7 protein-coding genes, 1 tRNA gene and 4 pseudogenes are annotated in these 13,159 nt (G+C 49.5%); 8 read left to right on the forward strand and 4 right to left on the reverse strand.

The window, feature by feature from the left end:
- Positions 1-43: 43 nt before the first annotated feature.
- Together yicI and ACLJPE_RS16610 are read right to left on the reverse strand one after the other, a co-directional pair.
- Positions 44-2,362, reverse strand: a complete 2,319-nt coding sequence (yicI, locus tag ACLJPE_RS16605; protein WP_039513478.1) for an alpha-xylosidase — start codon at positions 2,360-2,362, stop codon at positions 44-46.
- An 11-nt stretch (positions 2,363-2,373) separates the two neighbouring features.
- Positions 2,374-3,756, reverse strand: coding sequence for a glycoside-pentoside-hexuronide family transporter (locus ACLJPE_RS16610; RefSeq protein ID WP_000834259.1), 1,383 nt, complete (start codon positions 3,754-3,756; stop codon positions 2,374-2,376).
- 287 nt (positions 3,757-4,043) lie between these two features.
- Between ACLJPE_RS16610 and ACLJPE_RS16615 the strand changes: the two genes are divergently transcribed.
- Positions 4,044-4,138 (forward strand) — tRNA-Sec (locus ACLJPE_RS16615).
- 317 nt (positions 4,139-4,455) lie between these two features.
- Here ACLJPE_RS16615 and ACLJPE_RS16620 read toward each other — a convergent pair.
- Entirely contained in the window at positions 4,456-4,800 is a 345-nt protein-coding gene (locus ACLJPE_RS16620) for a hypothetical protein (RefSeq protein ID WP_023233385.1), read from the reverse strand.
- Between the two features lie 413 nt (positions 4,801-5,213).
- Here ACLJPE_RS16620 and ACLJPE_RS16625 point away from each other — a divergent pair.
- From ACLJPE_RS16625 to rhuM, 4 genes and pseudogenes are all read left to right on the forward strand, one after another.
- Positions 5,214-5,345: pseudogene (locus ACLJPE_RS16625) on the forward strand (TA system toxin CbtA family protein); the annotation flags it as partial.
- Positions 5,346-5,479: 134 nt separating this feature from the next.
- Positions 5,480-6,670 (forward strand): AAA family ATPase, encoded by a 1,191-nt coding sequence (locus ACLJPE_RS16630; protein ID WP_023232882.1) that lies wholly within the window; start codon positions 5,480-5,482, stop codon positions 6,668-6,670.
- Between the two features lie 29 nt (positions 6,671-6,699).
- Positions 6,700-7,116, forward strand: a pseudogene (locus ACLJPE_RS16635) (DUF4942 domain-containing protein); the annotation flags it as partial.
- An 87-nt stretch (positions 7,117-7,203) separates the two neighbouring features.
- The gene (rhuM, locus tag ACLJPE_RS16640) at positions 7,204-8,235 is read left to right on the forward strand and encodes a virulence protein RhuM (protein WP_023251600.1); all 1,032 of its coding nucleotides are present in this window, start codon (positions 7,204-7,206) and stop codon (positions 8,233-8,235) included.
- Between the two features lie 159 nt (positions 8,236-8,394).
- On the opposite strand, the pseudogene ACLJPE_RS16645 reads toward rhuM, so the two are convergent.
- Positions 8,395-8,526, reverse strand: a pseudogene (locus ACLJPE_RS16645) (transposase); the annotation flags it as partial.
- A gap of 146 nt (positions 8,527-8,672) precedes the next feature.
- On the opposite strand from ACLJPE_RS16645, the pseudogene ACLJPE_RS16650 reads away from it, so the two are divergent.
- From ACLJPE_RS16650 to misL, 3 genes and pseudogenes are all read left to right on the forward strand, one after another.
- Positions 8,673-8,783 (forward strand): annotated as a pseudogene (locus ACLJPE_RS16650) (transposase); the annotation flags it as partial.
- A gap of 756 nt (positions 8,784-9,539) precedes the next feature.
- A complete protein-coding gene (locus ACLJPE_RS16655; RefSeq protein ID WP_000984812.1) occupies positions 9,540-10,157 on the forward strand; it encodes a helix-turn-helix transcriptional regulator in 618 nt (205 codons plus the stop codon).
- Between the two features lie 74 nt (positions 10,158-10,231).
- Positions 10,232-13,099: an intestinal colonization autotransporter adhesin MisL gene (misL, locus tag ACLJPE_RS16660; protein ID WP_023251599.1), complete on the forward strand. Its 2,868-nt coding sequence runs from the start codon at positions 10,232-10,234 to the stop codon at positions 13,097-13,099.
- The last annotated feature ends 60 nt before the right edge of the window (positions 13,100-13,159 follow it).

The following is a 13,159-nucleotide window of genomic DNA, read 5'->3' on the forward strand; positions in this document are numbered from 1 at the left end:
GGCCGGATAAGCGCAGCTCACGGCGCCATCCGGCGATTCAGATTTAAAGCGTAATCACCACTTCATTTCCCTGCGGGGTGATCACTACGCCCAGTTCACTTCCCGCATATGAGCCGCATTTGGTACCGCTAATCTGCGTAATATTACGCAGACACAGCGTCCAGTTGCGCGCCTCGCCTTCGCCGCTCACCGTAATGGTATTGCCTGTGCGTTTCGCCTGCAGCGTAAAGATTGTCGAACCATCCGTAGCAGGGACTTCGCAGACCGCTTCGCAGCCGTCATCCAGATGGAATAACTGGAAGGCCGTACCCTCATGCCAGGCGTAATCGGGCTTCTGGCTATTGTTGCCCAGCGCCAGTAGTGTATTGTCACGCACGTACACTGGCAGGCTCAGGAAGCCATGCTGCTGTTTATGCCAGCGACTGCCCTGCACTTCATCGTTGCGCCACAGGTGCGTCCAGCGGCCTTCTGGCAGGTAGAACTCCACGTCGCCCGCTTCACTAAATACCGGCGCTACCATGACCGCATCTCCCAGCATGTACTGGCGATCAAGATAATCACACGCCGGATCGTCCGGGAACTCCAGCATCATCGCCCGCATCATTGGCGTACCGGCTTCGTTGGCGCGCGCCGCTTCCCGATACAGATACGGCATCATCCGGCACTTCTGTTCGGTGAAGAAGCGCACCACGTCACAGGACTCGTCGTCATAGGCCCACGGAACCCGGTAGGATTTGCTACCGTGCAGGCGGCTGTGGCTGGAGAGCAAGCCGAATGCGCACCAACGCTTGTAGACATGCGCCGGCGCGGTATTCTCGAATCCGCCAATATCATGGCTCCAGAAGCCAAATCCTGACAGGCCAATGGACAGCCCGCCGCGCAGGCTTTCCGCCATCGATTCGTAGTTGGCGTAACAGTCGCCGCCCCAGTGCACCGGGAACTGTTGCGCGCCCACCGAGGCGGAACGGGCGAACAGCACCGCCTCTTCAACGCCGACGGTCTCTTTCAGCACGTTCCACACCAGTTCGTTGTAGATATAGGCATAATGGTTATGCATTTTCTGTGGATCTGAACCATCAAACCACTGCACATCCGTTGGAATGCGTTCGCCGAAGTCAGTTTTGAAGCAGTCCACTCCCATCTCCACCAGGCCCTTCAGCTTGTCGGCATACCATTCGCAGGCTTGCGGGTTGGTGAAGTCGTAAATCGCCAGTCCCGGCTGCCATTTATCCCACTGCCACAAGGAGCCGTCCGGGCGTTTTAGCAAATATCCTTTCTCTTTTAGCTCCTGGAAGACCGGGGATTTCTGGCCGATGTAGGGGTTAATCCACACGCAGACTTTCAGCCCTTTCGCTTTCAGGCGGCGAATCATCCCTTTCGGATCGGGGAAAGTCACCGGGTCCCATTCAAAATCGCACCACTGAAAAGCTTTCATCCAGAAACAGTCGAAGTGGAAGACGTGCAGCGGCAGATTGCGCTCGGCCATACCGTCGATAAAGCTGTTAACGGTCGCTTCGTCGTAGTTGGTGGTAAATGAGGTGGTCAGCCACAGGCCAAACGACCAGGCGGGCGGCAGCGCCGGACGACCCGTAAATTGGGTATAGCGGTTCAGCACGTCTTTCGGGGTCGGGCCGTCAATGACGAAGTATTCCAGATACTCGCTCTCAACGCTGAACTGGACTTTGGAGACTTTCTCGGAGCCAATTTCAAACGACACGCACTGCGGATGGTTTACCAGCACACCGTAGCCACGGTTGGTGATATAGAACGGGATGTTCTTGTAAGACTGCTCGGTGCTGGTGCCGCCGTCGCGGTTCCAGGTCTCCACCGTCTGACCGTTACGCACCAGCGCGGTAAAGCGCTCGCCCAGCCCGTAGACGGTTTCGCCCACGCCGAGATCCAGACGCTCGAACATGTAGTTGCGCCCGCTGTTGGTGTCCCGTACATAGCCGTTATTTTTCAACTGGCTACCGGTGATACGTACACCGTTGCGCAGAAAATCCAGTGACCAGATCTCGCCTTTGGTGACGCGCACGCTCAGGCTGCCGCTCTTGAGTTCGGCAAATTCGGCGTTGTTCTGCATCTCTACGTTGATATCTTGCAAGACATTGAGTGGATAATGTGGGCCGTTATCCAAAGCGCCCTGGAAGTGTTCCATCCGTACACCTATCACTCCTTCCTGCGGCGAGAAAAAGCGCAAGGTAAACAACGGGGTATCCAGTTGCCAGGTTCGTTCGCGGACATCGCGCGGCGCGGCATAGACCACCATCTCATTCCCCTGCTGTTCAACGTCGAACACCTGAACCGGGTGAATCAAATTAAGGCCAGGCTGGATCAGCCAGTTTCCGTCGCTAATTTTCATAGTCTGTTCCTTTAGTTTTGCAATTCTTTATGGGTAAATTCTTGTTCGTTGCGGTGTGCGCCCTGCGCCAGTTGTTCCAGAATGGTTTTCAGGAACGGGCTTTTCAGGGTGTAGTAGCGTTTAGCGATCGCGGCGCTCAGCAGATAACAGATGGCCGGGACGATAGTGAACAGAGCGATAATGATGCTGATCGTGGCGCTGTTTTGCGTTTTCGCCGCCGCGTCGTAACCGCCGCCTGCCAGCATCCAGCCAATCAGCGCCCCGCCGAGGGCAAGACCCAGTTTCAGCACGAACAACGTGCCGGCAAAACTGATCCCCGTCAGGCGTTTGCCGTTACACCATTCACCGTAGTCGACGGTGTCAGACATCATCACCCACTGGATAGGCGTGACTAACTGGTGCAACACGCCAATCACGAAGATAAAGACGAACATAGCGATCGTGGCGTGCATCGGTACGAAGAACATCGCCACGCTGATTACTGCGAGTAAAGCGTTGGTCCACCAGAAAACGCTCACTTTGCATTTCCAGTCGGTCAACGGTTTTGCCAGCGCCGAGCCAATCAGGTTGCCGACGCAATAGGTAGTGAGGAAGGCGACAAACACGCCCGGCTTGCCCAATATCCAGGTGACGTAATACATCATCGCCCCGCCGCGCACGCATACCGCCAGAATATTCAGGATGGTGAGCAGGCCGACTATGCGCCACTGGTCGTTGTGCCAGATATCACGCAGGTCTTCACGCATGGAGGTATGGGTGGCAGGCGCTTCAACGCGCTCTTTGGTGGTAAAGAAGCAGAACGCCAGCATCAGGAACGCCACCACCGAGAGCGCCGCGATACCCCCCTGGAAGCCCAGCGCCTTATTCTCGCCGCCAATCAGTTTCACCAGAGGCATCATCAGTACGGTAGAGAGCATTCCGCCCGCCGTTGCCAGCACAAAGCGCCAGGATTGCAGGGAGATACGCTGCGTTGGGTCATTGGTTATTACACCCCCCAACGCGCAGTAAGGGATGTTGACCACAGTGTACAGAAGGGTGAGCAACGTGTAGGTGATGGCGGCATAAATCATTTTGCCGTTCAGACTGAGATCCGGCGTGCTATAAGCCAGCACACAAACGATACCAAACGGCAACGCGCCAAACAGCACCCAGGGTCGGAATTTGCCCCAGCGAGAGCGGGTGCGGTCGGCCAGCAGGCCCATGCAAGGGTCGGAGATGGCATCAAGCGCACGCGCCAGTAAAAACATGGTGCCGACAAAACCAGCAGGAATGCCGAAAATATCGGTATAGAAGAACATCATATATAACATGACGTTATCAAAGATGATGTGGCTCGCGGCATCGCCCATACCATAGCCAATCTTCTCCTTAACGGAGAGAATTTCACTTTTCATTACGCATCCTTAACGCTCACAACACTCACTGATACCGGTTACAGTTTTTGTAAACCTTCCCTGCGAGCGTGAATATTCCGTTATTTAGTTATCAAATTACGATTCTTGTTTTCTGTGATCGGGGTAGCGTCAAAAAGTGTGATGAAATGTAACTAATGGATTTTATGGGGATTTACATGAAACCGATCATGGCAGAAGGAAAGGGAAGTTAAAAAAGCACGGGAGGGGATGTGGAAACGCCAGGAAGTAGCTATAATGCGCGCGCCTCCATGTAGCAATCGAGGCGCGGAAGATCGTCGTCTCCGGTGAGGCGGCTGGACTTCAAATCCAGTTGGGGCCGCCAGCGGTCCCGGGCAGGTTCGACTCCTGTGATCTTCCGCCAAAATCCTTCTCTTATGCCCACCATTCGTCCTCTATTTCAAGATAAAGTATTTGCTTATTATTAAGACTAGTTCTTGCATATAATAAGAAAGGAAAAGTGGAGAGAGAAAGTGGAATATTATTTTATTAACCACCACTTACCGATTGCTAAAACCGAACGTCCATTTATTGTGGAATATCGACCGCAAAGAAGGGATAAAAGTACGCCAGGACTAACGCGGGCGGGACTTAACTAATCACCAAACGAGCTTGTGGGTCATACTTACAGACTCATCCTTTCTCAAAAGAGATAACGCTTACCAGACCAAAATTATGAGATCAACGTATAGAGCCATCCGGATAAAGATACATGCCTCCCTCCAGATACACGGGTTCTCCTTCTTCTACCGCTAAATTATGATATCGCGATTGCATTTCATCATCTGCAATTTCTTCCTGTTGGTTTTCAACTCGATAATAGGTATCTACATCATAGTTCTGTTTACGGAGATCGTCATCGCTGTATACGCCAAGCCGTTTTTTTAAGCCTGTTATATTAAATATCCATTTTAACCCATCTTTAATATAATAGGCATCACCATAAGCATTTTCATCGGGGTATTCTTTATAGCCCATCCGCAATGCAACATCACAGCCATGCTTACCAACATATTTATAACTCATATCCCCCCCACAATATGTTGCTTCAATATCCCAGATAAAATTCCTAACGAAAACCTATCCTGATAACCTATGCCACATGAAGGATAGAATTTAAACTAAAGTACACGTTATATTATCCCCTAAGTCCGTATCAAGTATGCGTATTCTGTAGTAGGTAGTAATATGTTCCAATTTATTAATGTGAGTTATATATGAAGAGATTATTTACAGCGATGATTATCGCTTTTATTACCGTCACGGCATCATCCGGTGCGCTTGCCTGCCCAAAGGGTCAACATCCACATGGGGGTACGGGCTCACATCATAAGGGTGGATGGTGTTCATACGAGCAGTAACGTCGCAGCTTACTCATCTACTTGAAGGCACTATAGCCTTACGTTTATCAACGCAGGCGCTACGTTTGTCGATGCCGTAACTTTCTGAAGAAAAAACATGAACGAGTTGGTATCGATCGCAAAGAATATGGTTACCAGCAACAGTCACCTTGTCTCCAGGCTGTCGATATTCTACGGACACGACAGGAAAGGATTTTATTAATTCCTTAGAAAAACCATGTTAATCAACAGGATAAATAGTTGAAACGTGATAAAAGGCGTAACCTTTGCCCGCTTAAAGCGGGCTATATTGCAGGCAAGAGATGTTATTATACTAAAACATAAAAACAGGTGAGGCTGGTGTAATGAGAATCGACAAACTTTCACTGCTTAACTTTCGTTGTTTCAGGCAGCTCGATATTACTTTTGATGAACACATTACGATTCTGGTTGCACCGAACGGCGCGGGCAAGACGACAGTGCTGGATGCGGTACGCCTGGCGCTGTTTCCCTTTATTCGTGGTTTTGATGCCGGCCTCTACGTAAAAGATAAATCGCTGGCGATCCGTACAGAAGATGTACGTCTGGTTTTCCGCCCCGAAGCGCTGAACATGGAAATGTCGTCTCCGGCCATGATTACGGCTACCGGGGAATGGGAAAGTGGAAAGACGGCAACCTGGATGCTCGACAAGCGAGGAGAACAGCCGCCGCATGAAGATAAGACGGCGGCGCACCTTACCCGTTGGGGTGAACAACTTCAGACGCTGGTGCATGAAGAGCATAGTTTGCAGCAGGTTGATCTCCCCCTAATGCTTTATCTGGGGACTGCTCGCTTGTGGTATCAGGAACGTTATGAGGCACAGCCTACTGAACAGCGTCTGGATAACAGCGCCTTTTCACGTTTGTCTGGTTATGACGATTGCCTCTCGGCCACATCAAATTATAAGCAATTTGAACAATGGTATAGCTGGTTATGGCTTAGCTACCGTGAACATCAAATCACACAACTTGAATCACCTTCAGCAAAGTTAAAAGAAGCTGTTCGTGTTCAGCGGATGAAAGAAGCTATTCAAGCCATCCAGCAAGCCATTAACTGTCTGACGCAGGAAGTGACTGGCTGGCACGATCTGGAATACAGCTCCAGCCATAACCAGCAATTGGTGATGAACCATCCACAGCACGGTAAGATTCCCTTATCCCAGCTCAGCGACGGCCTGCGTAATGCGGTTGCAATGGTAGCGGATATCGCGTTTCGCTGTGTCAAACTCAACCCCCATTTACGCGATGAAGCCGCCTTAAAAACACAGGGGATTGTGCTGATCGATGAAGTCGATATGTTCCTGCACCCAGCCTGGCAGCAGCAAATTATCCAGTCTTTACGCAGCGCATTTCCACTGATCCAGTTTATTGTCACGACCCATAGCCCGCAGGTTATCAGCACGGTAAAACGTGAGTCTGTTCGCCTACTTGAACAGGACGAGAAAGGTAATGGTCTGGCGTCAATACCACCGGGGCGACCTACGGCGAGCCAAGTAATGATGTACTGCACAGCGTGATGGGCGTCGATCCGCAACCTCCGGTTAAGGAACAGGATGTTTTCGAACGTGGGGTTATCAATGTATTTAAGGGGTTAAGCCAGGAGTACAAAACCAATAATCCTTGTTATTTCGGCAAGAAGACTATCGTCAACAATCTGGTGAAGCATGACCGATGGGGCTACAGCCTGAACTGGGGCTGGCGACGCGACCAGCTCGCCGATCTGGAACGAATGCTCTACCTGCTGGATAGTAAAACCATTCCTGACAACCGGCATGATGTCTCTATCCAGTTTATGGACTTCGTGCGCGATAATCCGCGTGAGCAGGTCTTTGAAGACGATATGTTCACCATCCGCTACTTTTAGAAGGGCAGCGGACATATCACATTTAAGCGTCTGGATCTGGTGGAGAAGATGAATGATATCGTGGCGAAGCATTATCCGGGGGCGCTGCCCGCAAAATAAACGCTATCTGCGTAATAAGCTTCACCAGGAATTTCTGGCATACTAGGCAGATTACGGCATTGCGAGTCAGATATAAGCGGAGGCGGCATGGCAGACAAATACTTAACCCAATCCCCGGCAGGCGAATTTGTTATGTTTGCCAGCGATGACGGTGAAGTTCGTGTGGAGTGCCGCTTTGAGCAAGAGACGCTATGGCTCCCTCAGGCAACCATCGCCAACCTTTATCAGATCACTCCCCAGGCAGTTACACAGCACATTAAAGCGATCTATGAAGAAGGCGAACTTGAGCAAAACGCAACCTGTAAGTCTTACTTACAAGTTCAACAGGAAGGTAGCCGTCAGGTAAGCCGCAACAGGCTTCACTACAGCCTGCCTGTCATCCTTGCTGTGGGCTACCGCGTTCGCTCCCCGCGCGGCACGCAGTTCCGCCAGTGGGCAACCCAGATGCTCCAGGAATACCTGATCAAAGGTTTTGTGATGGACGATGAGCGGCTGAAAAATCCGCCCGTGGGTTCATCGGCTGTACCCGACTATTTTGATGAGATGCTGGAGCGTATCCGCGATATTCGCGCCAGCGAGCGTCGGGTTTATTTGCGGGTACGAGAGATCTTTGCGTTAGCCGCCGACTATCAACCATCGCTCAAAGAAACCACGCAATTTTTTCAAACCATCCAGAACAAGTTGCATTTTGCCTGTACCGGACATACCGCTGCTGAACTCATTCATCAGCGTGCTGACGCCAGCCAGCCGCATATGGGGCTAACCAGCTATAAAGGTGAAGAGGTACGTAAGGGTGACGTGACGGTGGCAAAAAATTATCTCACTCAAGATGAAGTCAGCGAGCTTAACCGCGTAGTTAACATGTGGCTGGATTTTGCCGAGGATCAGGCCCGTCGTCGTCAGCAGGTCTTTTTACGCGACTGGCAGGATAAGCTGGATCAGTTCCTGCAATTTAACGACCGTGAGGTTTTACAAGGCGCAGGTAAAGTCAGTAAGAAAATGGCCGATGAAAAAGCGCAGGCGGAATATAGTCAGTTTGCTGAACAACAACGGCGCTTAAAAGAAGCCGAAGGTGAGAAGGATATCGCCGGTTTGCTACAATGGAAAACAGAACCTTAAAAGTAGCTCAAAATGCCCAGAACCCCACAAGCAAAATCATTTGGGGGCACAATAGTGGGCACCAGTAAAAATCCAACAAGATAAAAATCAATAAATTCAACAGGCCAAGATATCAAATTAGACTCCTGTGATTGCATGATATCGTCGTGAATATGGCGGCTTTATCCAGGCGTAAAGACTGTGGGTAGTAATATCAAAACGTGTTGCGACGCTGGAAACAGAATGGCCGCGCTCAATAACCTGTTTTACCGCTTTAATTATAAACTCTTCGGGATAACGTTTACCGCTCATGGGCTCCTCTCTTTAAGCCATCTTAAATGACTCTGCGGTGTCTGTTAAACCTGTGGCGATTCATTTAATTTTTTGTACGTATTCCACATAATCGTGCTATTCACATTTAGAGATCACGTCATCGATCTGCTGACGAAAGAATCTCTATGTGTAAAGCCCGTCTCACTGAGCATCAGAACATCGCCGTAATTAAGTTGGTCGAAGCCGGACGAACGGTTAAAGATATCTGCCAGGAGGCGGATATTTGTGAAGTGACTGACGACATCTATGGACATTAGGTTTGACCACATTCTGTTTCTCACTAATGTGCTCCGGGAAAGAGTTTTCATCAGATGAGCAATTGAAAAGAGAAGCCAGAGGCTGAAGTTGCCTCGACCGATAAGTCTGTCGGTTGCTCACACTGTCACATTCAGAATTAAGTCAGATCAACTTATTGGCAAGGTATAACCCCCGGCATTAAGTTACAAGATTTTCTCATGGCATTAGCATTACACCCCCTTAAAGTTTACATGCGTCTCTATAAAATAGTCTTAAATTTGTATATAAGAAGTTGATGAGAGCACAAATGTCACCATTAAGTCATTGAATAACAATGCAATGAAAGGAAAAATCTTAAATTAGGTTTTAATAATAAGAATTCATTACAGGTTTACAGGAATTACTTTTATATTTCATCACATCACTCCGATAGTGACGAAGGCAGCAGATAGATGGTATTGAGAACCGTTATTTATCACTCTCATGATTTAGCAAATAGTGCTGTTTTAAGATTTTTTATGATATTGGAGATTATGTATAAAAATCCCAATGGGTGAAATACAAATCCGAAATGATGTATTACGACTGTCGGATCTGTCATGGTTCCTTAAAGCTGTATTTTAGGTCTTTCCAGGAGTTTATGACACTGACAATAATTCACGACTTTTGACAACCGTAGCACTGTATATTATCTGGATTGACACATTTATTTACCAATGAAATATTAATAGAAACATCGACGGGAGTCGTTCAGGATGATGAGAAAGCCTTCACAAATTGTCCATTGCATTAGTTGCGATTTATCCTGTCAATTATTCCCTGACAGCGCAGTACGGGTGCAATACTGTCATAATGCGGCATTTTCCATCTGGCCAGATGGTAATGCTTTCCTGAAAAAAGGGTTTATTGAAAAGTTATTGCTTGATAGACACAACCATTTATCCAGCGGTTTTATCTTTGTTGATTTTTCTTTCCCGAATCTTCGACGATTTACCGATTTACAATGGGCTGACAGTCTGGCAAACAGTGGTATGCATATTGTTCTGATTTCTGACAGAAGTTTAACTCCGCTGGCCAATTACTGGATTTTGAAAAGCAATAAAATACAAGGAATTATTTATTCCGATGACGATGATATTGTGCAACAGCAAAAGATGCACCGCTTGTTTACCGGTCGGCTTGCCAACAGTAAACGTGGACGAACGCTTAACTATACGGAATTTATATTACTGAAGCGCTTTGTATCAGGAATAAGTATTCAGCAGATTGTAAATATTGACAATATTGATATTAAGAAACTTTATGTGCATAAGCTGCGGCTTGAAAATAAGCTAGGGCATAGCATTCATAAAATAATATCAAATATTTTATAGATCCGTTTCCATTTTTATTATTTCCATATTATTGCGATGTGGAAGACGCTTTACGCCATAATGCAGGAGGCAGAATGCCAACTCCCCAAAATTACTCATTCATCGCCATAGCGGTATCAGCAGCATTAGCCTCTATGGTATTTCCCTCCCAGGCGGCCTGGGTTGACGTTGATAGTCTGCCATCCAGTGGGCTGGTTAGTCAGTTGCCGCCGGAATTACAGGCTATTATTCCCGCTCAGGCCAGTACCGGTTTCACCAAAGTCGGTACCATGCCCAACTACGTTTATCAGTGGAACACCGGCACCATCCCGGTTTATGGCAATGGCCTCACGCTTAATGGGCCGGGCGCGGAGGCGTTTGAACACACTGTCACGGTTATTCAAAACAGCGGGACGGGAAGTCCGGGCGTGATTTTTGGCAACGACCTGACCATTCGGACGCAGTCGGCGAATGCCGCGAATAATGGTAGAGACGTCGATGGCATCCGTACTCACGGCGCGAATACTCCGGATAACCCGGTATTTATTATTACCGGTGACCGTACCCGCATCTACGTGGATGGTCAGGATGGTGACGGTATTAACGCCGGATATAACTCACTGGGCCAGGGTTGGACCGGATCGGCCAATATTTACGTCGGCGACGATCTGTATATCAAAACAACAGGTAGCCAGGGACGTGGAATTACAGCTAACGCCATGCGGGATGCGTCACGTGCCAAAAATACGATTGTCGTCGGCAATCGTGCGCATATTGTTACTACCGGCGACAGTTCAGAGGGGCTGCGTACCGGACAAAGTGGTTCTTTGATTCGTCTGGGTGACGATGCAACCATCGAAACCTCCGGCGCATCCTCTACGGGGATTTACGCAGCATCCTCCTCCAGAACCGAGCTTGGCAACAACGCTACTATTACGGTGAACGGTGCCAGCGCACACGCGGTATATGCAACTAACGCTACCGTTAATTTGGGAGATAATGCCACTATTAGCGTCAACAGCGCCAGTAAGGCTGCATCCTATAGTAAAGCCCCTGCCGGTTTATACGCCCTCTCCCGAGGCGCCATTAATCTGTCAGGCGGTGCGGCTATTACTATGGCGGGCGATAACAGTAGCGAAAGTTACGCCATCAGCACGGAGACTGGCGGCATTGTTGACGGTTCTTCAGGAGGACGTTTCGTCATCGACGGTGATATTCGTGCTGCTGGCGCCACCGCTGCCAGCGGTACGCTACCGCAGCAGAACAGTACGATTAAGCTCAATATGACGGACAACTCGCGGTGGGACGGGGCGTCGTACATCACCAGCGCTACGGCGGGCACAGGCGTTATCTCTGTACAAATGAGCGATGCGACCTGGAATATGACCAGCAGCTCAACGCTCACTGACCTGACGCTGAATAGTGGCGCAATCATTAACTTCAGCCATGAAGATGGCGAGCCATGGCAAACGCTCACCATCAATGAAGATTATGTAGGCAACGGCGGTAAGCTGGTCTTTAATACTGTGCTCAACGATGATGATTCCGAAACGGACAGGCTGCAGGTTCTCGGCAATACTTCAGGTAACACATTTGTTGCAGTAAATAATATTGGAGGAGCCGGGGCGCAAACCATTGAAGGTATTGAAATTGTTAACGTTGCTGGCAATTCCAACGGTACTTTCGAAAAAGCAAGCCGTATTGTTGCCGGAGCCTATGACTACAACGTGGTGCAGAAAGGTAAAAACTGGTATCTGACCAGCTACATTGAGCCGGACGAACCGATTATTCCTGATCCAGTAGACCCTGTTATCCCTGACCCTGTCATTCCCGATCCGGTGGACCCTGATCCAGTAGACCCGGTCATCCCTGACCCTGTTATTCCCGATCCGGTGGACCCTGATCCTGTAGACCCTGAGCCAGTAGACCCGGTCATCCCTGATCCGGTCATTCCTGACATAGGGCAATCTGACACACCGCCGATAACAGAACATCAGTTCCGTCCGGAAGTGGGCAGCTATCTTGCCAACAACTATGCGGCAAATACGCTGTTCATGACGCGTCTCCATGACCGTCTGGGTGAAACCCAGTACACCGACATGCTGACGGGTGAGAAGAAGGTCACCAGCCTGTGGATGCGTAACGTCGGCGCCCATACTCGCTTCAACGATGGCAGCGGGCAGCTAAAAACCCGCATCAACAGCTATGTGTTACAAGTGGGAGGCGATCTGGCACAGTGGAGCACTGACGGTCTTGACCGTTGGCATATTGGTGCAATGGCAGGTTATGCCAACAGCCAGAACCGCACGCAGTCGTCCGTGAGTGACTATCATTCCCGTGGTCAAGTCACCGGTTACAGCGTCGGCCTTTACGGCACCTGGTATGCTAACAATATCGATCGGTCTGGGGCTTATGTGGATACCTGGATGCTGTACAACTGGTTTGATAACAAGGTCATGGGTCAGGATCAGGCCGCTGAGAAATATAAATCCAAAGGAATTACCGCCTCGGTTGAAGCCGGTTACAGCTTCAGGTTAGGTGAAAGCGCGCATCAAAGCTACTGGTTGCAGCCCAAAGCGCAGGTGGTATGGATGGGCGTGCAGGCTGACGACCATCGCGAAGCCAACGGTACTCTCGTGAAGGATGATACCGCCGGTAATCTGCTAACCCGCATGGGCGTAAAAGCCTATATTAACGGCCACAACGCTATTGATGACGATAAATCTCGAGAGTTCCAGCCGTTCGTGGAGGCGAACTGGATCCATAATACGCAGCCTGCCAGCGTGAAAATGGACGATGTCAGCAGCGATATGCGTGGTACAAAAAATATTGGTGAACTGAAAGTGGGTATTGAAGGACAAATTACCCCGCGCCTGAACGTATGGGGTAACGTGGCGCAACAGGTAGGTGACCAGGGCTATAGTAATACCCAAGGCCTACTGGGGGTTAAATACAGTTTCTGATTCAGGTAACAACAGAGCCGCTGATCTTCAGCGGCTTTTACCCGGAAGCGCTTTCATTTG

The organism is Salmonella sp. SAL04196 (assembly GCF_046550835.1).
Taxonomy (GTDB): domain Bacteria; phylum Pseudomonadota; class Gammaproteobacteria; order Enterobacterales; family Enterobacteriaceae; genus Salmonella; species Salmonella enterica.